This is a genomic window from Streptomyces sp. NPDC052020, assembly GCF_040680575.1.
Taxonomy (GTDB): Bacteria; Actinomycetota; Actinomycetes; order Streptomycetales; family Streptomycetaceae; genus Streptomyces.
Genome location: NZ_JBFAWY010000007.1, coordinates 210,060 through 234,768 on the forward strand (window position 1 = coordinate 210,060; position 24,709 = coordinate 234,768).

Annotated in this window: 14 protein-coding genes; 11 read left to right on the top strand and 3 right to left on the bottom strand. The window is 72.9% G+C overall.

Going from position 1 to position 24,709, the window contains the following annotated elements:
• Positions 1-298 precede the first annotated feature (298 nt).
• Positions 299-1,744: an aldehyde dehydrogenase family protein gene (locus AB0L74_RS09780; protein ID WP_365647984.1), complete on the top strand. Its 1,446-nt coding sequence runs from the start codon at positions 299-301 to the stop codon at positions 1,742-1,744.
• 130 nt (positions 1,745-1,874) lie between these two features.
• On the opposite strand, the gene AB0L74_RS09785 is transcribed toward AB0L74_RS09780, so the two are convergent.
• A complete protein-coding gene (locus tag AB0L74_RS09785; protein WP_365647987.1) occupies positions 1,875-4,718 on the bottom strand; it encodes a glycoside hydrolase family 3 C-terminal domain-containing protein in 2,844 nt (947 codons plus the stop codon).
• Positions 4,719-5,073: 355 nt separating this feature from the next.
• Here AB0L74_RS09785 and AB0L74_RS09790 point away from each other — a divergent pair, with 355 nt between their 5' ends.
• From AB0L74_RS09790 to AB0L74_RS09820, 7 genes are all read left to right on the top strand, one after another.
• Positions 5,074-6,765 carry an extracellular solute-binding protein gene (locus AB0L74_RS09790; RefSeq protein ID WP_365647989.1) on the top strand — a complete coding sequence of 564 codons (1,692 nt, stop codon included), beginning with the start codon at positions 5,074-5,076 and terminating at the stop codon, positions 6,763-6,765.
• A 26-nt stretch (positions 6,766-6,791) separates the two neighbouring features.
• Entirely contained in the window at positions 6,792-7,841 is a 1,050-nt protein-coding gene (locus tag AB0L74_RS09795; protein WP_365647992.1) for an ABC transporter permease subunit, read from the top strand.
• Complete coding sequence (locus AB0L74_RS09800; protein ID WP_365647995.1) at positions 7,838-8,785, top strand: carbohydrate ABC transporter permease; 948 nt, start codon at positions 7,838-7,840, stop codon at positions 8,783-8,785. Before AB0L74_RS09795 ends, AB0L74_RS09800 begins: the two co-directional genes overlap by 4 nt.
• 171 nt (positions 8,786-8,956) lie before the next feature.
• Complete coding sequence (locus tag AB0L74_RS09805; RefSeq protein WP_365647998.1) at positions 8,957-11,161, top strand: 1,4-beta-glucanase; 2,205 nt, start codon at positions 8,957-8,959, stop codon at positions 11,159-11,161.
• Complete coding sequence (locus tag AB0L74_RS09810; RefSeq protein WP_365648001.1) at positions 11,161-13,128, top strand: beta-galactosidase; 1,968 nt, start codon at positions 11,161-11,163, stop codon at positions 13,126-13,128. Before AB0L74_RS09805 ends, AB0L74_RS09810 begins: the two co-directional genes overlap by 1 nt.
• Positions 13,125-15,326: a glycoside hydrolase N-terminal domain-containing protein gene (locus tag AB0L74_RS09815; protein WP_365648004.1), complete on the top strand. Its 2,202-nt coding sequence runs from the start codon at positions 13,125-13,127 to the stop codon at positions 15,324-15,326. Before AB0L74_RS09810 ends, AB0L74_RS09815 begins: the two co-directional genes overlap by 4 nt.
• A gap of 39 nt (positions 15,327-15,365) precedes the next feature.
• Positions 15,366-16,079 (top strand): hypothetical protein, encoded by a 714-nt coding sequence (locus tag AB0L74_RS09820; protein WP_365648006.1) that lies wholly within the window; start codon positions 15,366-15,368, stop codon positions 16,077-16,079.
• A 51-nt stretch (positions 16,080-16,130) separates the two neighbouring features.
• On the opposite strand, the gene AB0L74_RS09825 is transcribed toward AB0L74_RS09820, so the two are convergent.
• Positions 16,131-18,173 (bottom strand): glycoside hydrolase family 31 protein, encoded by a 2,043-nt coding sequence (locus AB0L74_RS09825; protein WP_365648009.1) that lies wholly within the window; start codon positions 18,171-18,173, stop codon positions 16,131-16,133.
• Between the two features lie 306 nt (positions 18,174-18,479).
• Entirely contained in the window at positions 18,480-19,493 is a 1,014-nt protein-coding gene (locus tag AB0L74_RS09830; RefSeq protein ID WP_365648012.1) for a LacI family DNA-binding transcriptional regulator, read from the bottom strand.
• Positions 19,494-19,871: 378 nt separating this feature from the next.
• Between AB0L74_RS09830 and AB0L74_RS09835 the strand changes: the two genes are divergently transcribed.
• From AB0L74_RS09835 to AB0L74_RS09845, 3 genes are all read left to right on the top strand, one after another.
• A complete protein-coding gene (locus AB0L74_RS09835) occupies positions 19,872-21,842 on the top strand; it encodes an acyl-CoA dehydrogenase family protein (protein WP_365648015.1) in 1,971 nt (656 codons plus the stop codon).
• A 160-nt stretch (positions 21,843-22,002) separates the two neighbouring features.
• A complete protein-coding gene (gene dxr, locus AB0L74_RS09840) occupies positions 22,003-23,259 on the top strand; it encodes a 1-deoxy-D-xylulose-5-phosphate reductoisomerase (RefSeq protein WP_365648018.1) in 1,257 nt (418 codons plus the stop codon).
• A gap of 8 nt (positions 23,260-23,267) precedes the next feature.
• Complete coding sequence (locus tag AB0L74_RS09845) at positions 23,268-24,560, top strand: site-2 protease family protein (protein WP_365648190.1); 1,293 nt, start codon at positions 23,268-23,270, stop codon at positions 24,558-24,560.
• The last annotated feature ends 149 nt before the right edge of the window (positions 24,561-24,709 follow it).

The following is a 24,709-nucleotide window of genomic DNA, read 5'->3' on the forward strand; positions in this document are numbered from 1 at the left end:
GGCGCTGGAGGCGACCTGCCGCTAGCCGGAGTGATGAGACCCCCGGCGGCACCGGCCGGGGTCCGCCGTCGGAGGACGCCCCCCGGGACCCAGGCGACGGCATCCCCCGCGCGGGAGTGAGGGGCACCCCCGGGACGCCACCGGCAGAACCGGCCCGCCTCACCGGCCCCGCGTACGCCAAAGCGGCGTGTCCCCGCCCCCTACTACTACGTCCCGGACAAACGTCCCTCCGCCGCCCCGCCCCTACCGTGGACCCAGCAAGCACACACCCCCAACGCGGAAGGGCCGGGACTCGCACATGACTTCCACCCACGCCTTCTGGCTCGCCGGCCGCCAGGCCACCGGCGAGGACACCTTCGACGTCACCTCCCCGTGGGACGGCCACCTGGTCGGCAAGGCCGCCGTGCCGACCGAGGCGCAGGTCGAGGAGGCCGTGGCCGCCGCGTACGCGGTACGGGACGAGTTCGCCGCCACCCCCGCCCACGTGCGCGCCGCCGCGCTGGACCACGTCAGCCGGCGGCTGGCCGAGCGCACCGAGGAGATCGCCCGGCTGATCTCCGCCGAGAACGGCAAGCCGATCAAGTGGGCGCGCGGCGAGGTCGGCCGCGCGGTGTCCGTCTTCCGCTTCGCGGCCGAGGAGGCCCGCCGCCACAACGGCGGCGACGGGCAGCGCCTGGACACCGACGCCGGCGGCCAGGGCCGTCTCGCCCTGACCCGCCGCTTCCCCAAGGGCGTCGTCCTCGGCATCGCGCCGTTCAACTTCCCGCTGAACCTGTGCGCCCACAAGGTCGCCCCCGCGATCGCCGTCGGCGCGCCGATCATCCTCAAGCCGGCGCCGGCCACCCCGCTGTCCGGGCTGATCCTGGGCGAGCTGCTCGCCGAGACCGACCTGCCCGCCGGGTCGTGGAGCATCCTGACCGTCCCCAACGACCGCATGCCCGCGCTGGTCCGGGACGAGCGCCTGCCGGTCATCTCCTTCACCGGTTCCGACAAGGTCGGCTACGCGATCATGGACTCGGTGCCGCGCAAGCACTGCACGCTGGAGCTGGGCGGCAACGGCGCGGCCGTCGTGCTGGGCGACTGGGCGAGCGACGAGGACCTGGACTGGGCCGCGACCCGCATCGCGACGTTCTCCAACTACCAGGGCGGCCAGTCCTGCATCTCCGTGCAGCGCGTGATCGCCGACGCCTCCGTCTACGACCGCCTGCTGCCGCGCGTCGTCGCCGCCGTCGAGGCCCAGGTCACCGGCGACCCGAACGACGACAAGACCGACGTCGGCCCGCTGGTCAGCGAGGACGCCGCCAAGCGCGTCGAGTCCTGGGTCACGGAGGCCGTGGCGGCCGGTGCCTCGCTGCTGACCGGCGGCCGGCGCGACGGCGCCACCTACGCGCCGACCGTTCTGGCCGACGTACCCGCGGACGTCACCATCGCCTGCGAGGAGGTCTTCGGGCCGGTCCTGACGGTGCAGAAGGTGAACGGCGAGACCGAGGCGTTCGAGGCCGTCAACTCCTCCAAGTTCGGCCTCCAGGCGGGCATCTTCACGCACGACCTGCAGACCGCCTTCCGCGCCCACCGCGCCCTGGAGGTCGGCGGCGTGGTCATCGGCGACGTGCCGTCCTACCGCGCCGACCAGATGCCGTACGGCGGCGTCAAGCAGTCCGGCGTGGGCCGCGAGGGCGTCCGGTTCGCGATGGACGACTACACCTACGAGCGGGTCCTGGTCCTCACCGGCCTGGCGCTGTGACGACCACACCCTGAGGCCGGCGGCCCGAGCCCACTGTGCGGGGGCTCGGGCCGTTGCCGTCTCTCACGGGGCCTTTCCCGGACGCCGGTCCCAGGAAGGCCCCCGCGCGGCCACCCGGCCGGCGGGCGCCTCAGGCCAAGAAGCCGACGCGCGCCAGCCGCACCCGGCCGCGCAGGGTCAGCCGCAGGTCGTGCACTCCCTCGGCGGTGAACCCGGCGTCGAGGGCGGTGTAGTCGTACGGTCCCGCCGCCGGGGTGCCGGGGGAGGCGGAGAGCACCGCGCGGGCCGGGCCGCCGTCGAGGGATACCTCCACGGTGCCCTCGCCCGCCGCCTCGACGGTCACCCGCGTCACACCGGTCCCGAAGTCGCAGCGGCGGTAGAGCAGTTCGCCGGTTCCGCCGTCGGCGGCCGGGGTCACCGCGTCACCCGACACCTTGGCGCGGTCCACGATCGCGATGCCGCCGTGCTCGTCGAAGCAGGCCGCCTCCAGGCCGCGTGCGGCGACCGGGCGCGGCGCGGCGGGCTCCCCGTCGAGCGTGAGGGTCTCCCGCAGCCGGATGTCCTCGCTGGAGGCCCCGGCCAGCAGCTCGTACGGGCCCGGTTCCCGCCGCCACCGGCCGTGCGCCACGTCCCAGAACGCGAACGACGACAGGGGGACGGTGAAGGACAGCTCCGCGGACTCGCCGGGCGCGAGGGTGACGCGGCGGTGCGCCGCCAGCTCGCGGCGCGGGCGCGGCACGGACGGGTCCGCGGCCCGCGTGTAGAGCTGGGCGACCTCGTCGGCGGTGACGTCGCCGGTGTTGGTGACGGTGAACGAGACGCGCACCGCCCCGTCCTCGGCGCGGCCGCGCAGGTCCGTGTAGGAGAACGACGTGTACGACAGGCCGTGCCCGAACGGGAACAGGGGCGTGCCCTCGAAGTACAGGTACGTCTGCCGGCCGCCGATCACGTCGTAGTCGAGCAGGTCCGGCAGGTCGGCGTCGTCGGCGTACCAGGTCTGCGGCAGGCGCCCGGCGGGGGAGACGTCGCCGGCCAGCACGCGCGCCAGGGCGGTGCCCGCGGCCTGGCCGCCGTGGGCCGTCCACAGCACCGCCGGCAGCGCGGCCGGGTCGAGGGCGTACGGGTAGGACGACACCAGCGCCAGCGCCGTACGGGGGTTGGCGGCACGGGCGGCGCGCAGCAGGCGCTCCTGGTGGGCGGGCAGGCGCAGCGTCGGCCGGTCCTCGGTCTCCCGGCCGTTGATGTGCGGGTCGTTGCCGGCCACGACCACCACGACGTCCGCCTCCGCGGCCGCCCGGGACACCGCCTCCTCGCCGCGCTCGGCGACGACCAGCTCGAACACCTCCGGGTCCGCGTCGGCAACCTTCACGCCGTCGGCGGCCACACAGACATGCCGGCCCGTCCCGAGATGCCTGAGGAGGTGACCGTCCCCGTGGGGCTCCAGGCGGAACGTCTCCTGCACGATCCAGCCGCCCGGCTGGTCGGCCGAGGCGCGCAGGAAACCGTCGTCGGCCACCGACAGGTAGCGGCCGTCGGGGGCGCGCAGGGTCAGGACGCCCTCGCCCCAGTCGACGAGGGCGAGTTCGGTGCCCTCGGCGCCGGTGGTGAGCGGGGGCAGGTCGGTGCGCCCGGTGAGCAGCGCCGGGTCCAGGGCGCCCTCGGCCCCGGGCGCGGTGGCGGGGGCGTCGTCCGCCGCCGGCACGTGCAGGTATGTCCCGGCGGAGGTCTTGAGCCGGACGCGGTCCACGCCCTCCGCGAAGACGACCCGCTCGGCGCCGAACCGCTCGTACAGGCCGTCCAGGGGAGTGGAGCGGTGCAGGAGCGTGCCGCTGTACCAGTCGAGCTTGCACTCGTCGGCCAGCAGGCCGACGACGGCGACCCGGGTGTCCGGGGCCAGCGGCAGCAGGCCGTCGTTCTTGAGCAGGACGATCGCCTGCTCGGCGGCCTCCCGGGCGAGCGCGCGGTGCTCCGGGGTGTCGAAGGCGCCCGCCTCGTCGTAGGCGCCGTCGCCGTCGAACTCGCCGAGCCGGAAGCGGACCGACAGCTGGCGGCGCACCGCCGCGTCGATGTCCGCCTCGGTCAGCAGGCCCCGGTCGAGGGCCCCGCGGACGCGCGCGATGATCTTCGAGGAGTCCGTGCCGTGGTCGGTGAAGCTGTCGACGCCGGCCCGCAGCGCGGCGGCGGTGGCCTCCTCGTGGGTGTCGAAGTAGTGCTCGGAGTCGACCAGGTTGGACGGCGCCCCCGCGTCCGAGCAGACCAGCAGGTCCTCCTCGGTCCACCGGCGCAAGTGCTCGCCCAGGTACGGGGAGAGGTGGTTGGGGCGGCCGTTGACCAGGTTGTAGGCGGGCATGACGCCGGCCACCGCGCCGGCCTCGACCGTCTCGCGGAAGGCGCGCAGGTCGTACTCGTGCAGCACGCGCGGGCGGACGGAGGACGACGAGGTGTCCCGGCCGGTCTCGTTGTTGTGGGCGAGCCAGTGCTTGAGCACCGGCGCCGTGCGCCAGTACACCGGGTGGTCGCCGCGCAGGCCGCGGGTGTAGGCGGTGGCGATCGCGGAGGTGAGCTTCGGGTCCTCGGAGTAGCCCTCCTCGTTGCGGCCCCACAGGGGGTGGCGCAGCAGGTTGACGGTGGGCGACCAGACGTTGAGGCCCACGCGGTCGTCCAGGGCGCGCATCGCGCGGACCTCCTTGGACACCGCGTCGCCGACCCGCCGCACCAGCTCCTCGTTCCAGGTGGCGCCGAGGCCGACCGCCTGCGGGAACACCGTCGCCGGGCCCATCCAGGCCACGCCGTGCAGGGCCTCCTGGCCGGTGCGGAAGGCGGCGATGCCGAGCCGCTCGACGGCGGGCGCGAACTGGTGCAGGAACCCGGTCTTCTCCTCGAGCGTCAGCCGCGCCATCAGGTCGTCGATGCGCTTGCCGAACGGCAGTCGCGAATCCCGGAAGGGAGGCATGGGCGGCGTGGGTGTGGACACGTGGGGTTCCCCTAGCGATGGTGCGGCTCGGCGCTTTCGAAGCGCTTCGATGGTCATGAGGCCCCGCGCTCGTGTCAAGACAACGCGAGGTAACACCTCGCCTGTTTCCCGATGTTGCAAGCCATCTGGCCGCGCCCCGCCTCGCGGTCGGCGTTTGACGAATTGTGCGGGCGACCCTTGTGCACCCTTGGGCGTTCACTTAACCTCGCAGCAACATCGAAGCGCTTCGACTACGAGGGTCCACGGGACTGCACCTCTCCTCGCGGACCGCTTCAGCTCAGCCAGTTCCACTCGAGACACCGCAGCCGACGGCTCCACCGCCGGGTGTCCTGGTGCGCCATGAAGGGTTGACGCAATGACACCGAACGCCACCCCCGTCTCCGCCGCCCCCAGCCGGAGAAGGTTCCTCGCCTCCACCGCGGTCGCCGCCGCGGCGGTGGCGGGCGGAATGCCGTTGCTCACCGCGTGCGGCGGCGGTGGCGGGGAAGGCCGCAAGGAAGGGGCCACGTCGGGCAAGGACGCCCAGAAGATCCTTCCGACGTACGTCGCGTCGAACGTGGTGGCGCCGGACATCCCGGCGAAGAACGGCTCCGCGGCCGGGTTCGTCAAGCCGATCGACCTGAAGAACCTCAAGACCGCCGTGCCCGAGAAGCTGGGCAAGGGGAGCAAGCTGAAGATCATGGCCCCGTTCTGGGGCACGCCGCCGTCCAACGGCAACCCGTACTACCGGGCCATGAACGAGGCCATCGGCGTCCAGGTCACCTGGCAGAACCAGGACGGCAACACCTACGACGAGAAGCTCGGCGCCGTCCTCGCCTCCAGCGACATCCCGGACGTGGTGGTCGTCCCCGGCTGGAACCTGAACGGCAGGATCCCGAGCGCGATCAACGCCAAGTTCGCCGACCTCGGCGAGTTCCTCTCCGGTGACAAGGTCAAGGAGTACCCGAACCTCGCCGCCGTCCCGACCGACGCCTGGCAGCGCTCCATCTTCGGCGGCCAGCTCCGGGCGATCCCCATGCCGGCGCCGTACGTCACCGACATCGCGCCCCTGTACCGCAAGGACATCTTCGACAAGGAGGGCTACGAGCTGCCGACCTCGGCCGCCGAGTTCCTCTCCTGGGCGAAGGAGGCCACCAACGCCCGGGCCAAGGTGTGGGCCTGCGACGACATGAAGTGGACCGCCTTCACCGTCTTCGGCGTGCTCGCCGGCAGCGACAAGGCGCTGTGGTGGAACCTCGTCGACGGCAAGCTGGTCAACCGCGTCGAGACCGACGAGTACCTCGAGGCCCTGGAGTGGACCCGCAAGCTGTACGCGGCCGACGTGGTCCACCCGGACGCCAAGGCCGGCGGCAACCAGGGCAACGCGGGCAACCGGTTCACCGCCGGCCAGGTCCTGGTCTACAGCCAGAACATCTCCGACCTGTGGGGCAAGACCGCCGAGCAGCGCACCCAGAACGCGGACTTCGAGATGGGGGCCATGGACATCTGGGGCCACGACGGCGGCGATCCGACGCTGTGGGCGGTGCAGCCCGCCAACATCTTCACCTTCGTCAGCAAGAAGGCGTCCAAGGAGCAGATCCGGGACTTCCTCGCCGTCGCCAACTACTGCGCCTCGCCGTACGGCACCAAGGAGTACATGCTGACGGTCTTCGGCGTGGAGGGCGTCGACTACACGGTCAAGGACGGTGTCCCCACCAAGACCCCCCAGGGCATCAACGAGGTCAACGGCGCCTTCGACTACACCGGCGACCCGGCCGCCTACATCGCCCACCCGGACCTGCCCGAGATCGCCCGGCAGCAGGTCGAGTGGCAGCAGCGTATGGGCGCCTTCACCAAGAAGTCGTCCTTCTACGGCCTGACCGTCACCGAGCCCACCCGCTGGGCCAACCTCGCCGACGACTTCGAGCAGCTGGAGGACGACGTCGTACGCGGCCGCAAGAAGATCGCCGACGTGCAGCAGGCCGTCTCCGAGTGGAAGAAGCAGGGCGGCGACGACCTGCGCGGCTGGTACCAGAAGCTGCTCGACGACAACGGCTCGGCGAGCTGACCCGGGGCTGGAGCAAGGAGAAGGGCGTGTCCCACAGCACGGTGCCTCGCGGCAGCGCCGAGGCGAAGACATCCGGGGAGCCCGCGGCGCCGCCCGGCGGCGCCGTGCGCTCCGGGACCGGACGGCGAGCGGGGAAGCGGAAGGAGGGGAAGGTCGGCTTCCGTATCCGCTTCCGGCGGGACCGGACGCTCATCCTGATGACGCTGCCGGCGGTCCTGCTGCTGCTCGTCTTCAACTACGTACCGGTCCTGGGCAACGTCGTCGCCTTCCAGGACTACGACCCCTACCTCAGCGAGAACGGCTTCGTCGCCATCTTCGAGAGCCCCTGGGTGGGCCTGGAGCAGTTCGAGCGGGTCTTCGCCGACTCGGAGTTCTGGCACGCGGTGCAGAACACCTTCGTGCTGTTCTTCCTCCAGCTGGTGCTCTTCTTCCCGGTGCCGATCCTGCTCGCGCTGCTCATCAACAGCCTGATCAGGCCCCGGGTCAGGGCGGTCGCCCAGGCGATCATGTACCTGCCCCACTTCTTCTCGTGGGTGCTGGTGGTCACCGTCTTCCAGCAGATCTTCGGCGGTGCCGGCATCATCGCGCAGACCCTGCGCGACCACGGGTACAGCGGCTTCGACATCATGACCGACCCCGGCGTCTTCAAGTACCTGGTCACGCTGGAGATGGTCTGGAAGGACGCCGGCTGGGGCATCATCGTCTTCCTCGCCGCCCTGTCCGCCGTGAGCAACGACCTGTACGAGGCCGCCGCCATGGACGGCGCCGGGCGCTGGCGCCGCATGTGGCACATCACCCTGCCGGCGCTGCGGCCCGTCATCGCCCTGCTGCTGGTGCTGCGCGTGGGCGACGCCCTCACCGTCGGCTTCGAGCAGCTGCTGCTCCAGCGCGACGCGGTGGGGCCGGACGCCTCCGAGGTGCTGGACACCTACGTGTGGTGGAACGGCATCCGCAACCAGGACTTCAGCTACGCGGCCGCAGCCGGACTGATCAAGGGCGTCGTCGGCCTGACCCTCGTCCTCGTGGCGAACAAGGTCGCCCACCTCATGGGCGAGCAGGGGGTGTACAAGAAGTGACCGCCGTCGTCGACCGACCGCCGGTGCGGGAGCCGCGCGAGCCGCGCCGCTGGGCCGCCCCGCCCCGCCCGGTGTGGGAGGAGGAGCCGCGCAAGGCCGGGCTCGCCGCCAAGGGCGTCGTGCTCTTCTTCGCCTGCTTCGCGATCCTGTTCCCGCTGTGGATCGTCATCGTCACCAGCCTGTCGTCGAAGAAGACCATCGACGAGGCCGGCGGCCTGGTGGTGATCCCGAAGGACATCACCTTCATCGCCTACCAGGAACTGCTCAGCGGCGGTCAGGTGCAGCGCGCGGCCCTGGTCAGCATCGGCGTCACCCTCGTCGGCACGCTGTTCAGCATGGCGGTCTCGGTGCTGTGCGCCTACGGCCTGTCCCGCTCCGGCTCGCTGGGCCACCGCTGGATCCTGATGACGCTGCTCGCGACGATGTTCTTCGGCGCGGGCCTGATCCCGACCTACCTGCTGGTGCAGGCGCTCGGCCTGACCGACACCTATCTGGCGCTCATCCTGCCGAGCGCGGTGAGCGTCTTCAACATCCTCGTCCTGCGGGCGTTCTTCATGGGCATCTCGCCCGAACTCATCGACAGCGCCCGCATCGACGGCGCCGGCGACTGGCGCATCCTGTGGACGATCGTGATGCCGCTGTCCAGGGCCGTGCTCGCCGTCATCGCCCTGTTCTACGCCGTCGGGTACTGGAGCGCCTGGTTCAACGCGTCGATCTACCTGACCGACCAGGACATGATGCCGTTGCAGAACGTCATGATCCAGCTCGTGCAGAAGCAGGAGCGGCCGGTCGGCCTGGCCGCCCAGATCAACACCGGGCAGATCTCGGCACTCGCCATCCAGATGGCCGTGATGGTGATGGCCCTGCTGCCCGTCGCGGTGCTGTCGCCCTTCGTCCAGCGCCACTTCAAGAAGGGCATGCTCACCGGCGCCGTCAAGGGCTGACGCGCCGGACCGGGCACCCCCGCCCCGTCGCGGCCGGCCCGCACCTGCCCGCGGCCGGCCGCGACGGCTCCACCCGCGTCGCGCCCACGCCCCGCCCGCGTCCGCGCCGCCCTCCCGGCGCGTCCCCGACCCCGCCCTCGCCCCTCCGGGCCGCACAGAACGAGGTATGTCATGCACGCGTCCCGCCTGAGCCGCCGTGCCGTTCTCGCCGGGACCGCGGCGACCGCCGCGCTCACCGCCGTCCCGCTGTCCCCCGGGCACGCACGGGCCGCCGAAGGCGCGAGCGGGGCCACCGCCTACCGCTGGCGCAACGTCGTCATCGGCGGCACCGGCTTCGTCACCGGCGTCCTCTTCCACCCCGCCGTCCGCGGCCTCGCCTACGCCCGCACCGACATCGGCGGCGCCTACCGCTGGGACCGCCGCGCCGCCCGCTGGGTCCCGCTCCTGGACCACCTCGGCTGGGACGACTGGAACCTCCTCGGCGTCGAGGCGATGGCCGTCGACCCCGCCCACCCGGACCGGCTGTACCTGGCCCTCGGCACCTATGCCCAGCCCTGGGCCGGCAACGGCGCGATCCTGCGCTCGGCGGACCGCGGCGCCACCTGGCAGCGCACCGACCTCACCGTCAAGCTCGGCGCCAACGAGGACGGCCGGGGCACCGGCGAGCGCCTGCTGGTCGACCCGCGCGACAGCGACACCCTGTGGCTGGGCACCCGCCACGACGGGCTGCTCAAGTCCACCGACCGGGGCGCGAGCTGGGGCCCGGCGACCGGCTTCCCGCCCGCCCCCACCGCCACCGGCCAGGGCGTCACCCTCCTCGTCGCGGCCGGCCGCGCCGTCTACGCCGGCTGGGGCGACGGCGGCGGCACCGCGCCGAACCTCTTCCGCACCACCGACGGCACCACCTGGCACCCCGTTCCCGGGCAGCCGGGCGGCGCCGCCGCCAAGGTCCCGATCCGGGCCGCGTACGACCGCCACACCCGCGAGCTGTACGTGACGTACGCCGACGCGCCCGGCCCCAACGGACAGACCGACGGCAGCGTGCACAAGCTGGCCACCGGCACCGGCACGTGGACCGACGTCACGCCCGCGAGGCCCGACGGATCCGCCGACACCTTCGGCTACGGCGGTGTCGCCGCCGACGCCCGCCGCCCCGGCACCGTCGTCGTCTCCACCAACAACCGCTGGGCCGCGGTCGACACCCTGTACCGCACCACCGACGGCGGCCGGAGCTGGACGTCCCTGAAGGAATCCGCCGTCTTCGACGTCTCCGAGACGCCGTATCTCAGGTGGGGCGAGGACCGGCCCAAGTTCGGCTGGTGGATCCAGGCCCTGGCCGTCGACCCGTACGACTCCCGGCACATCGTCTACGGCACCGGCGCCACCCTCTACGGCACCCGGGACCTCACCCGCTGGGCCCCGGAGATCCGCGGCCTGGAGGAGACGTCCGTGACCCAGCTGATCTCACCGCCCACCGGAGCGGCGCACCTGCTCAGCGGCTCGCGGGACATCGGCGTGATGTACCACGAGCGGCTCACCGCCTCGCCCTCGCGCGGCATGGCGACCAACCCCGTCTCCGGGTCGGCGACGGGACTCGCGCAGGCGGCGCGCAGGCCGGCCTACGTCGTCCGGGCGGGCTGGGGCGACCACGGCAACGGCGCCTACTCCACCGACGGCGGCCGAACCTGGGCGCCCTTCGCGGCCCAGCCGCCCCTCGCCAAGGACGCGCCGGGACCGATCGCCGCGGGCGCCGACGGCGGCGTGCTGCTGTGGTCCTTCGTGCACTGGGACGGCACCAGGCACCCGGCCCACCGCTCGGCGGACAACGGCACCACCTGGACCGAGATCCCCTCCTTCCCGAAGGGCGCCACACCGGTCGCCGACCCGGCCGACCCGGCGTGCTTCTACGCCTACGACACCGACACGGGAACGCTGTACGCCAGCACCGACGGCGGCCGTACCTTCGCCGCCCGCGCCGGCGGCCTGCCCGCCGGGGACAGCCAGTTCGAGCTGGTCGCGGCGCCGGGCCGGTCCGGCGACCTGTGGCTGAGCGCCAAGGAGAACGGGCTGTACCGCTCCACGGACGGCGGCGCCGTCTTCCGCAAGGTCACCAGCTGCCGGGCCTGTCACACCCTCGGCTTCGGCAAGGCCGCCGACGGCGCGGACTACCCGGCGCTCTACCAGGTCGGCTCCGTGCGGCCCGGCCTCACCGCCGTCCACCGCTCCGACGACGAGGCGAAGACCTGGGTACGGATCAACGACGACGCCCACCAGTGGGGCTGGACCGGCGAGACGATCACCGGTGACCCCCGCGTCCACGGCCGGGTCTACCTCGCCACCAACGGGCGCGGCATCCAGTACGGGGAGCCGGTCTGATGCCGAACCTCAGCGACGCGACCCGCGGCCGCCTTCTCTACGGCGGCGACTACAACCCCGAGCAGTGGCCCGAGGAGACCTGGCACGAGGACGTCCGGCTGATGAAGGACGCCGGCGTCAACTCCGTGACCCTCGGCGTCTTCTCCTGGTCGACGCTGGAACCGCGCCCCGGCGAGCGGAACTTCGGCTGGCTGGACCGCCTGATGGACCTGATGCACGGCAACGGCATCGGCGTCGTCCTCGCCACCCCCACCGCCTCGCCCCCGCCGTGGCTCGGCCGCCTCCACCCGGACACCCTGCCCCGCGACGAGGACGGCCGCACCGAGTGGTGGGGCGGCCGGCAGCACTTCTCCCACTCCAGCGCCACCTACCGCCGCCACGCCGCCGCGATCACCGAGGACCTGGCCGCCCGCTACGCGAGCCACCCCGCCCTCACCATGTGGCACATCAACAACGAGTACTGCACCTACGATCACGGCGACGAGGCCGCCGCCCGCTTCCGCGCCTGGCTCCAGGCCCGGTACGGCACCCTGGACGCCCTCAACACCGCCTGGGGCACCGCCTTCTGGAGCCAGGGCTACGGCGACTGGGCGGAGGTCATGCCGCCCCGCCGCGCCCATTACCTGAAGAACCCCGCCCAGGTCCTGGACTTCCGGCGCTTCACCTCCGACATGCTCCTGGAGTGTTACGCCGCCGAACGCGACATCGTCCGCCGCCACACCCCGCACCTTCCGGTCACCACCAACTTCATGCCGCTCTGGTTCGGCCAGGACGCCTGGCGCTGGGCCGAGGAGGAGGACGTCGTCTCCGTCGACCTCTACCCCGACCCGCGCGACCCGCTCGGCGCCCAGCACGGCGCGCTGGTCCAGGACATGACCCGCTCCCAGGCCCGCGGCCCCTGGATGCTCATGGAGCAGGCGGCCGGACCGGTCAACTGGCGCGGTGTGAACCACCCCAAGCCGCGGGGCCTGAACCGCCTGTGGTCCTTGCAGGCCGTGGCCCGCGGCGCGGACGCCGTCTGCTACTTCCAGTGGCGCCAGTCCCGGCAGGGCGCGGAGAAGTTCCACTCCGGCATGGTCGGCCACGCGGGGGCGGAGGGCCGTACCTTCCAGGAGGTCAAGCGGCTCGGCGCGGACCTGGGCACGATCGCCCCGCACGTCTCCGGCCGCCCCGTGGACGCCTCCGTCGCGATCCTGCACGACTGGCACTCCTGGTGGGCCGGCACCCAGGAGGCCCACCCCTCCCGGCGGGTGGAGTACCCGGAGATCCTGCGGGCCTGGCACCGGGCCCTGTGGGAGGCCGGCCTGCCCACCGACTTCGCCCACCCCGAGCACGACCTGTCCCGGTACCGGGTCGTCGTCGTGCCGCAGCTCTACCTCCTCACCGACGCCGCGATCACCAACCTCCTCGCCCACGTCCGCCGCGGCGCCACCCTCGTCTGCGGCTTCCTGACCGGCGTCGCCGACGAGGACGACCGCATCCGGCCCGGCGGCATGGACGCCCGGCTGCGCGCCCTGTTCGGCATCCGCACCCTGCACGAGTGGTGGCCGCTGGAGGCCGGGGAGACCGCCGGCTGCGGCGACTGGCGCGGCACGCTGTGGTCGGAGGAGATCGAACCCGACGGCACCGCCGACGAGACCCTGCCCTACCGGGGCGGCGAGCTCGACGGGCTGCCCGCCGTCCTGCGCAAGGGCCGCGCCTGGTACCTCTCCACGCTCCCCGAGCCGGAGGCGCTGCGCGCCCTGCTGACCCGCGCCGCCGCCGAGGCGGGCGTCCGCCCGGTGCTCGACGGGCTCCCGGCCGGCGTGGAGGCCGCCCGCCGCGGCGACGTGCTGTTCCTCCTCAACCACGGCCGCGACCCGGTGACCGTCCAGGTGCCCGGCACCCACCGGGACCTGCTGACCGGCGAGGCCGTCACCGGCCGGGTCACCCTCGGCCGGTACGGCGTGGCGGTGCTCGCGTCATGACCGGCGGCCCCGTGCACGGAACGTGGGAGCCGGCCCCGGCCACCCGCTGGGAGGACGCCTTCCTGAGCGGCAACGGCCACCACGGCGCCCTCGTGTTCGGCGACCCGTACGACGACCGGGTCATCGTCACGCAGCACACCCTCGTCCGGCCGGACGGCGACGACGCGCACCGCCGCCCGCCCCGGCTCGCCGCCGCCCTCCCCGCCCTCCAGGACCGCCTGCTGGCCGGGGACCTCACGGCCGCCGAGTCCTTCACCGACGGCCGCCCGCTGCGCTGGGTGCGGCCCTTCCACCCCGCCTTCCAGACCCGGCTGCGCAGGCCACCCTCCACCGCCACCGGCAGCCGCCGGAGCGTCGACTTCACCACCGGCGAGACCGAGGCCGCCGCCGGAGCGTGGCGCAGCCGCGTCTTCGTCTCCCGCGCCGACGACGTGATCGTCCAGCGGGTCACCGCCCCGCACCTCACCCTCGACCTCTGCCTGGACCCGCACCTGCCCGGCGCCCCCACCGGGCTCGGCATCGGCCACGGAGCCGTCCTCACCCCCGAGGGCGCCCTGCTGACCCTGCGCGCCCGCTACCCCGGCAGCGACCTCGCCTACACCGGCGTCACCCTGGCCGCCGTCACCGGCGGCACCACGACGCTGGCGCCCCCGGGCGTGCGCGTCACCGGCGCCCGGGAGGTCCTGCTCCTGACCCGGGTCCGCCGCCACACCGGCGAACTGGACACGGTGGCCGAAGGACGCGCCCTGCGCGACCTGCTGGCCGGGCAGTCCTACGACGACCTGCTCCGGCCGCACCTGGCCCTGCACCGCACCGCCTACGCGCGCGTCACCCTCGACCTCGGCGCCGACCCGGCCGAACGCGCCCTGCCCGGCTCGGAGCTGCTCACACGGCCCCACAGCGCGGCCCTGCTGGAACGGCTCTTCGCCGCAGGCCGCTACCACCTGCTGTCCGCCAGCGGCCTCAACCCGCCCCGCCTCACCGGCCTGTGGACCGGCGACTGGGACACGGCCTGGTCCGGCGCCTTCACCCACGACGCCAACCTCAACCTCCAGACCGCCTCCGCCGCGGCGGCCGCCCTCCCCGAAGTGACCGAGGCGCACGCCGCCCACCTCCACCGGCAGCTTCCCGACTGGCGCGACAACGCCCGCGCCGTCTTCGGCGCCCGGGGCGTGGTCGCCCCCGCGCACAGCGACGGCGAGTCCGGGCACACCTACCACTTCAACCGCGAGTACCCCCTGCACCTGTGGACCGCCGGCGCCGACTGGCTGCTCAAACCGCTCGTCGACCACGACGAGACCCGCGGCGCCCGCGATCCGCGCACCGCCGCCGCCCTGGCCGAGACCGCCCGCTTCTACGAGGACTTCCTCACCCGCACCGACGCCGACGGCCACCTCGTCGTCGTCCCCTCCTACTCGCCCGAGAACCGGCCGGCCAACGCGAGCTGGGGCGCGATCAACGCGGCCATGGACCTCTCGGCGGCCCGCCACGCCCTGCGCACCGCGGCCGACTACCACCCGGACACCCCGGACGCCGCCCGCTGGCGCGCGCTCGCCGACCGGCTGCCGCCCCACCGCGTCAACGAGGACGGCGCCCTGGCCGAGTGGGCCTGGCCCGGCCTGGAGGACTCCTACGACCACCGCCACCTCAGCCACCTCTACGGCGTGTGGCCCCTGGAGGAGATCACCCCCTACGACACCCCCGCGCTCGCCGCCGCCGCCCACCGCGCCCTGGAACTGCGCGGTGCCGAGAACGACTCCGCGCACGGGCACCTCCACCACGCCCTGATCGCGGCCCGCCTCCAGGACGCCGAACGCGTCGGCCACGCCCTCGCACGGGTGCTGGACGGCGACTTCTTCCACGCTTCCCTGATGAGCGCGCACTACCCGCGCCGCGACGTCTACAACGCCGACGCCGCGCACACCCTGCCCGCCGTGCTGATCGAGGCGCTGGTGCAGTCGACACCCGGACGGCTGGTCCTCATGCCCGCCCCGCCCCCGGCATACCCGAGCGGCGCGCTGCGCGGGGTGCGGACCCGGTTCGGGGCCACCCTCGACCTCACCTGGAACCCGCACGGCACCACCGCGGTGCTGCGCCCCACCCGCAGCCACCGCGTGGAACTCATGACCTCCTCCGGCGCCGAGCCGCTCGACCTCGTCGCCGGAGAGGACCGCGTCCTCACACTGCGGACGCGGTGACTCCCCCGCAATTCCCCCCCCACCCATGGAAGGGACGCCATGGCAGTACGCATGTCGCGCAGGATCGCCAAGGCCCTGCTGGCCCCGGCCCTCGCGCTCGGCGCCACCGTCGGTCTCGCCTCCGCCCCCGCCCAGGCCGCCGTCTGGAACTCCTGCGACCAGTGGGGCAACACGACCCTGAACGGCTACATCCTCTACAACAACATCTGGGGCTCGGGCGCCGGCAGCCAGTGCGTCTGGGCCAACTCCGGCACCAACTGGGGCGTGCGCGCCGACCACCCCAACACCGGCGGCATCAAGTCCTACCCCAACGCCAAGAAGGTGATCAACAAGCCGCTCGGCTCGATCGCCTCGCTCACCAGCAGCTACAACGTCACCGTCCCGTCGGCCGGCGCGTACAACACGTCGTACGACATCTGGGACACCGACTACGACTACGAGATCATGCTCTGGGTCAACTACAACGGCGCCGTCGGCCCGCTCGGCACCGCCCAGGGCAGCGTCACCCTCGGCGGCCACACCTGGAACGTCTACAAGGGGAACAACGGCGCCAACGAGGTCTTCTCCTTCCTGCGCACCTCCGACTCCACCTCGGGCACGGTGAACATCCTGCCGATCCTGAAGTGGATCAAGGACACCAAGGGCTGGATGGGCAACGAGACCATCGGTGACGTGCAGTTCGGCTACGAGATCACCTCGTCGTCCGGCGGACTGGACTTCACCACCAACAACCTGACCGTCAGCAGCAGCTGACCCCGCCCGCCCAAGGGGGCCGGTCCCGCCCGGGACCGGCCCCCCTCGCGTTCACTCCGCGATCGGCAGCGCGGCCCCGTCCCGCAGGAACAGCGGGATCCGCTCCAGCGGGGCGTCGACCGTCACGGCCGCCCCGCCCTCGTACGTCCGGCCGGTCCAGGCGTCCGTCCAGCGCGCGCCCGCGGGCAGGTGGACCGTGCGCTGCGTCGCGCCCGCCGTCAGCACCGGGGCGACGAGGAGGTCCCGCCCGAAGAGGTAGGCGTCGTCCACCGACCAGGCCGCCCGGTCGCCGGGGAACTCCAGGAACAGCGGCCGCATCACCGGCAGCCCCTCCTCGTGGGCCTCGCGCATGGCCCGCAGCACATACGGCTTCAGCCGTTCCCGCAGCCGCAGATAGGAGGCGAGGATCCGGTACGCCTCCTCGCCGTAGGACCACACCTCGTTCGGGCCGCCGGTCATCTCCGGGCCCAGCGGCATGCCCGGGTCGCGGAAGCCGTGCAGGCGCATCAGCGGGGACAGCGCGCCGAACTGGAACCAGCGGATCATCACCTCGCGGTAGGCGGGGTCGTCCGGGTCGCCGCCGTGGAAGCCACCGATGTCCGTGTTCCACCAGGGGATGCCGGACAGGGCCGTGTTGAGGCCGGCCGCGATCTGGCGGCGCAGGGTCGCGAAGTCGGTGCCGATGTCGCCGGACCACAGGGCGGCGCCGTACCGCTGGCTGCCCGCCCAGGCCGAGCGGTTGAGGGTGATCACCTCGTCCTCTCCGGACTCGCGCAGCCCCTCGTAGAACGTGCGGGAGTTCTCGGCGGGGTACAGGTTGCCGACCTCCAGGCCCGGGCCCGCCCAGTAGCGCAGGTTCTCCGGGAAGCCGGGCTTCAGCTCCGGCTCGCAGGCGTCCAGCCAGAACGCCGTGATGCCGTACGGGTCGAGGTAGTTCTCCTTCACCCGCGACCACACGAACCGGCGGGCCTCGGGGTTGGTGGCGTCGTAGAAGGCCACCTGGACCGTGGACGCCACCTCCTTGTCGGGCCAGTCGGCGTGGGCCAGCGGGCCGTACTGGGTGCCGATGAAGTAGCCGCGCTGCTCCATCACCGGGTGGTTCTCGCTCAGCGGGGACACCGACGGCCACACGGAGACGACCAACTTGATGCCGAGCTCGTCCAGCTCGCGCACCATCGCCGCCGGGTCAGGCCACTCCTTCGGGTCGAACTTCCACTCGCCCAGGTGGGTCCAGTGGAAGAAGTCGCAGACGATCGCGTCGATCGGCAGGCCCCGGCGCTTGTACTCCCGGGCGACGGCGAGGAGTTCGTCCTGGGTGCGGTAGCGCAGCTTGCACTGCCAGAAGCCCGCCGCCCACTCGGGCAGCATCGGCGTGCGGCCGGTCACCGCGCTGTAGCGGCGCTGCGCGCCGGCCGGGTCGCCGGCGGTGATCCAGTAGTCGATCTGGCGGGCGGAGTCGGCCACCCACCGGGTGCCGTTGTGCGCCAGTTCCACCCGGCCGATCGCCGGGTTGTTCCACAGCAGGGTGTAGCCGCGGCTGGAGGTGAGCACCGGGATGCCGACCTCCGCGTTGCGCTGCACCAGATCGATCACCAGGCCCTTCTGGTCCAGCCGCCCGTGCTGGTGCTGGCCGAGGCCGTACAGCCGCTCGCCGTCGTAGGCGGCGAACCGCTGCTCCAGGCGGTGGTGGCCGTTGCCGACGGCCGTGTACAGGCGGGAGCCCGGCCACCAGAAGTGGGCGCGCTCCTCGGCCAGCAGCTCCTCGCCGTCGTCGGTGCGGGTGAAGCGGATCAGGCCCTCGGCGTCGACGACGACGGTGAGCGCGCCGACCGTCAGCCGGCCGGTCCCGTCATCGATCTTGATCGTGTGCTCCGTCGGCGGCGCGTCGTCGAGGAGGGCGCCCGGCAGCCCCTGGAGGACCGGTCCGCCGAGCCGGGCCCGGACCCGGACGGCGTCCGGCCCCCACGGCTCGACGCGTACGGTCTCCTGGCGCCCGCTCCACTCCAGCGCGCCGTCCCGCTCACGGAACGTGCCGACGGTGGGGGAGGACTGGGCGAGGCTGACCTGGGTCTGGTTCTCGGCAGGCAAAGTCACGTGGAGTGCTCCTGAGGAAGGTGCAGACAGGGATGTGCCCCGGCGGGCGGGACCCGTGCCGGCCAGGTGGTGCGGCAGTGCGCGGCCGGCGGGGTGCGGTGCGGAAATCGACGATCGGAGTGCGAACCCGGCGAACCGGTCGAAACCGGAGAGGCAAGGCCGAGTCGTGCGGTGGGAGGCGGTAGCGGCGGTGGCGGTGCGGAACCGGGCGCCGGGGGGACCGGGGGTGCGGAGCGGCGAACGGGGTGGTGCGCGACGGACGGACCGGGCGGTGCCGAGGCGGTGTCCGGCGGGGCGTCGGGCGGGTCAGGGGGCGGTCGGCGCGGGTCCCGAGCTGGCCCGGACCGTCAGTTCGGGCGCGAGCAGCACGACCTCGTCGCCGCCGCGCCCGTCCAGCTTGGCGACCAGGTGCTCCACGGCCCGCCGGCCCATCTCCTGCGCGGGGACGGCGACCGACGTCAGCCGTACCGACGCCTGGGTGGCGACCTGGTCGGGGCAGATCGCGACCACCGACACGTCCTCGGGCACCGCCCGCCCCTGCTGGCGCAGCAGGGCGAGCAGCGGCTCGACGGCCGACTCGTTCTGCACGACGAACCCGGTGGTGCCCGGACGCTCGTCGAAGATGCGGGCGAGGGTCACGGCCATCGCGTCGTACCCGCCCTCGCACGGGCGGTGCAGCAGCCGCAGCCCCAGCTCCCGCGCCCGGCCGCGCAGCCCGTCGAGGGTGCGTTCGGCGAAGCCGGTGTGCCGCTCGTAGACCGCGGGTGCCTCGCCGATGACGGCGATGTCACGGTGCCCCAGCGCCGCCAGATGGCCCAGGCACAGCGCGCCGGCCGCCCGGAAGTCGAGGTCGACGCAGGTCAGGCCGGTGGGATCGGCCGGCAGGCCGATCAGTGCCGAGGGCTGGTCGGTGCCGCGCAGCAAGGGCAGCCGTTCGTCGTCGAGCTGGACGTCCATCAGGATCATCGCGTCGGCGAGCCCGCTGCCGGTGACGCGGCGCACCGCGTCCGGGCCCTCCTCGCCGGTGAGCAGCAGCACGTCGTATCCGTGGGTGCGCGCGGTGGTGGCCACCGCGACGGCGATCTCCATCATCACCGGCACGAAGATGTCCGTGCGCAGCGGGATCATCAGCGCGATGATGTTCGACCGGCTGCTGGCCAGGGCCCGGGCGCCGGCGTTCGGGTGGTAGCCCAGTTCCCGGATGCTCTCCTCGACCCGCTGCCGGGTGGTCGCGGAGATGGACCGCTTGCCGCTGAGGACATAGCTCACCGTGCTCGCCGAGACTCCGGCGTGCTGGGCGACCTCGGCGAGGGTGACCATCCGCTCTCCAAGCTGTGTGAAGCGCTTCGACAATGCGCAGGGGCTGACAGGATAGGCGAGGGTGGTTCGACAGTAGCTTCGGCGGGTCTGGAAGTCCATAGGCTGTCGAAGCGCTTCGACAATCTCTCCCGTCACCCGGTTCGCGGGCCCCGCCGCGCGGGCGCGCGCGCCGCCCGCGGCGCGCGGCGGTCCCTCGGCCGAACGGCCGCGCGAAGGCTGGTGGAGCCGCCCGGAATCAGGTACATACGATCAGGTAGCACCGACTCGTGACGTACGTCCGCAAGTTCCGTCATGTGATCCTCCGGCGGGCCGGCGGACCCGCAAGGTCCTCGCGGACCTGCCCCTCCGATGATCCCGACGCGCGGCGAGGTGAGCCCCATGTCCGCACCACCCACCCCTTCCTCCCGGCCCGTCGTCACCGAACGCGAGGCCCGCCGGGTGGCGGAGGCGGCCCGGGAACAGGACTGGCGCAAGCCCAGCTTCGCCAAGGAGCTGTTCCTCGGCCGCTTCCGCCTCGACCTGATCCACCCCCATCCGCTCCCGGCCGACGAGGACGTCCAGCGCGGCGAGGAGTTCCTCGCCAAGCTGCGCGACTTCTGCGAGACGAAGATCGACCCGGCCGTGATCGAGCGCGACGCGCGGATCCCCGACGAGGTGATCGACGGGCTCAAGGAGCTCGGCGCCCTCGGCATGAAGATCGACACCAGGTACGGCGGCCTCGGCCTCACCCAGGTCTACTACAACAAGGCCCTCGCCCTGGTCGGTTCCGTCAGCCCCGCGGTCGGCGCGCTGCTCTCCGCCCACCAGTCGATCGGCGTCCCGCAGCCGCTGAAGCAGTTCGGCACCCAGGAGCAGAAGGAACGGTTCCTGCCGCGCTGCGCCCGCACCGACATCTCCGCCTTCCTGCTGACCGAGCCCGACGTCGGCTCCGACCCCGCCCGCCTGGCCACCACCGCCGTCCCGGACGGGGACGACTACGTCCTCGACGGCGTCAAGCTGTGGACGACCAACGGCGTCGTCGCCGACCTGCTCGTCGTCATGGCCCGCGTGCCGAAGTCCGAGGGACACCCGGGCGGCATCACCGCCTTCGTCGTCGAGGCCGCCGCCGAGGGGGTCACCGTCGAGAACCGCAACGCCTTCATGGGCCTGCGCGGCATCGAGAACGGCGTCACCCGCTTCCACCGGGTCCGGGTCCCCGCCGCCCACCGCATCGGCCCCGAGGGCGCCGGCCTGAAGATCGCCCTGACCACCCTGAACACCGGCCGCCTCTCCCTGCCCGCGATGTGCGCCGGAGCCGGCAAGTGGTGCTTGAAGATCGCCCGCGAGTGGTCGGCGGCCCGCGAGCAGTGGGGCAAGCCGGTCGCGCTGCACGAGGCGGTCGGCTCGAAGATCGCCTTCATCGCGGCGACGACCTTCGCCCTGGAGGCCGTCCTGGACCTGTCCTCGCAGATGGCGGACGAGAACCGCAACGACATCCGCATCGAGGCCGCCCTCGCCAAGCTCTACGGCTCGGAGATGGCCTGGCTCATGGCCGACCACCTGGTCCAGATCCGCGGCGGACGCGGCTTCGAGACGGCGGCCTCGCTCGCGGCGCGCGGCGAGCGCGCGGTGCCCGCCGAGCAGATCCTGCGCGACCTGCGCATCAACCGGATCTTCGAGGGCTCCACCGAGATCATGCACCTGCTGATCGCCCGCGAGGCGGTCGACGCCCACCTCTCGGTCGCGGGCGACCTCATCGACCCCGAGGCGCCGCTGTCCGCCAAGGCGAGGGCGGGCGCGAACGCGGGCGTCTTCTACGCCAGGTGGCTGCCGAAACTGGTCGCGGGCGCCGGGCAGCTGCCGACCTCGTACGGCGCGTTCAAGCGCGAGGCCGACCTGTCGGTCCACTTGCGCTACGTCGAGCGCACCGCCCGCAGGCTGGCCCGCTCCACCTTCTACGCCATGTCCCGCTGGCAGGGCCGGATGGAGACCAAGCAGGGCTTCCTCGGCCGGATCGTCGACATCGGCGCGGAACTGTTCGCGATGAGCGCCGCCTGCGTCCGCGCCGAGCTCCTGCGCTCCCGCGGCGACCACGGCCGCGAGGCCTACCAGCTCGCCGACGCCTTCTGCCGCCAGGCCCGCGTCCGCGTCGAGGAACTCTTCGGCCGGCTGTGGACCAACACCGACGAGCTCGACCGCGCGGTCGTGCGGGGCGTGCTGTCGGGCACGTACACCTGGCTGGAGGAAGGCGTCCTCGACCCCTCGGGCGACGGCCCGTGGATCGCCGACACCGGTCCGGGCGAGGACCCCCCGGCGGACGTACGCAGAGTGATCAAAAAGACGGGGGGCGCCGTCGACCAGGGTGCGTGACCGTCCCAGGAGCACAACGAGCCCGGCCGGCCGCCGGCCGCGCCCGGCCGGGACACCACCCGGTGCCGCGGCCGGGCGGCGCCCGCCCCGGCACGCGGCGCGGGGGCCCGCCGGAGGACGCGCTGTCCTGCCGGAGGGCGGCAGCCGCCACAATGGGGGCATGAGCGACAGCCCTGCCCCCCTCGCCGACCCCCGCCTCGTCTACGACCCGGTGGCGGGAGACGGCCCGAAGGACGTGGTGATCCTCGGCTCCACCGGGTCGATCGGCACCCAGGCCATCGATCTCGTGCTGCGCAACCCCGGCCGGTTCCGGGTCACCGGCCTGTCCGCCAACGGCGGCCGGGTCGCCCTCCTCGCCGAGCAGGCGCACCGGCTGCGCGTGCGGACCGTCGCGGTGGCCCGCGAGGACGTCGTACCGGCGCTGCGCGAGGCGCTCGCCGCGCGGTACGGCACCGGCGAGCCGCTCCCCGAGATCCTCGCCGGGCCGGAGGCGGCCACCCAGGTCGCCGCCTCCGCCTGCCACACCGTCCTCAACGGCATCACCGGCTCCATCGGGCTCGCCCCGACCCTGGCCGCCCTGGAGGCGGGCCGCACCCTCGCGCTCGCCAACAAGGAGTCGCTCATCGTGGGCGGCCCGCTGGTCAAGGCCCTGGCCAAGCCCGGACAGATCATCCCGGTCGACTCCGAGCACGCCGCCCTCTTCCAGGCCCTCGCCGCCGGCACCCGCGCCGACGTCCGCAAGCTGGTCGTCACCGCCTCCGGCGGCCCCTTCCGCGGCCGGACCAGGCAGGAGCTCGCCCGGGTCACCGTCGAGGACGCCCTCGCCCACCCCACCTGGGCCATGGGCCCGGTGATCACCGTCAACTCCGCCACCCTCGTCAACAAGGGCCTGGAGGTCATCGAGGCCCACCTGCTGTACGACATCCCCTTCGACCGCATCGAGGTCGTCGTGCACCCGCAGTCCTACGTCCACTCGATGGTGGAGTTCACGGACGGCTCGACCCTGGCCCAGGCGACGCCCCCCGACATGCGCGGCCCCATCGCCATCGGCCTCGGCTGGCCCGAACGCGTCCCCGGCGCGGCGCCCGCCTTCGACTGGAGCCGGGCCTCCACCTGGGAGTTCTTCCCGCTCGACGACGAGGCGTTCCCCGCGGTCGGCCTCGCCCGGCACGTCGGCGAGCTCGCGGGCACCGCCCCGGCGGTGTTCAATGCGGCCAACGAGGAGTGCGTGGCGGCCTTCCTGACCGGCGCGCTGCCGTATCTCGGGATCATGGAGACCGTCACGCGGGTCGTGGAGGAGCACGGCACCCCGCGCGCGGGAACCTCGCTCACCGTCGCGGACGTCCTCGAAGCGGAGACCTGGGCGCGCGCCCGGGCCAGGGAACTGGCGGCACAGACGGCGGAGGCCCGTGCATGACGACCTTGATGTTCATCCTCGGCATAGTCGTCTTCGCGGTCGGCCTGCTCGTCTCGATCGCCTGGCATGAGCTGGGCCACCTGTCCACGGCGAAGATGTTCGGCATCCGGGTGCCGCAGTACATGGTCGGCTTCGGCCCGACCCTCTGGTCGCGGAAGAAGGGCGAGACCGAGTACGGCGTCAAGGCCATCCCGTTCGGCGGTTACATCCGCATGATCGGCATGTTCCCGCCCGGCCCCGACGGCCGGCTGGAGGCGCGCTCCACCTCGCCGTGGCGCGGCATGATCGAAGACGCTCGCTCGGCGGCGTTCGAGGAGCTGAAGCCGGGCGACGAGACGCGCCTGTTCTACACCCGCGCCCCGTGGAAGCGGGTCATCGTGATGTTCGCGGGCCCGTTCATGAACCTGATCCTGGCGGTGGCGCTGTTCTTCACCGTCCTGATGGGCTTCGGCATCACCCAGCAGACCACCACCGTCTCCTCGGTCTCCCAGTGCGTGATCGCCCAGACCGAGAACCGCGACGACTGCCAGAAGACCGACCCGGCCTCCCCGGCCGCCGCCGCGGGCCTGGAGCCCCGCGACAAGATCGTCTCCTTCGACGGCGTCCGCACCGACACCTGGGACGAGCTGTCCGACCTCATCCGCGCCAACCCGGGCAAGGAGGTGGCGATCGTCGTCGAACGCGACGGCCGCGAGGTGACCCTGCACGCGGAGATCGCCACCAACAAGGTCGCCAAGAAGGACGCCGGCGGGCAGATCGTCGAGGGGGAGTACGTCACCGCCGGCTTCCTCGGCTTCAGCTCGGCCACCGGCGTCGTCAAACAGGACTTCGGCGAGTCCGTGACGTGGATGGGCGACCGGATCGCCGAGGCCGCCGACTCCCTCGCCGCCCTCCCCGGCAAGATTCCGGCCCTGTGGGACGCCGCCTTCGGCGACGGGCCACGCGAACCCGACTCCCCGATGGGCGTCGTCGGCGCCGCCCGCGTGGGCGGTGAGATCGCCACCCTGGACATCCCGGCGACCCAGCAGCTGACCATGTTCATCATGCTGGTCGCCGGCTTCAACCTCTCCCTGTTCCTGTTCAACATGCTGCCGCTGCTGCCGCTGGACGGCGGCCACATCGCGGGCGCCCTGTGGGAGTCGCTGCGCCGCCACACCGCCAGGCTGCTGCGCCGCCCCGACCCGGGTCCGTTCGACGTCGCCAAGCTCATGCCGGTGGCGTACGTGGTGGCCGGGATCTTCGTCTGCTTCACGATCCTGGTGCTGATCGCGGACGTGGTGAATCCGGTGAGAATCTCCTAGACACCCCGCGTTCACGGCGGCCCGGCACACTACCGCGCCGGGCCGCCCGCCGTTGGAGGGGGTTTGCCGGGCGTGGTGTGCCCGCGAAGGGGCACGTGCCGTAATCTCGAAGGCCTGAGCCCGCCCGCTGACGGGACCGGACCTTGATC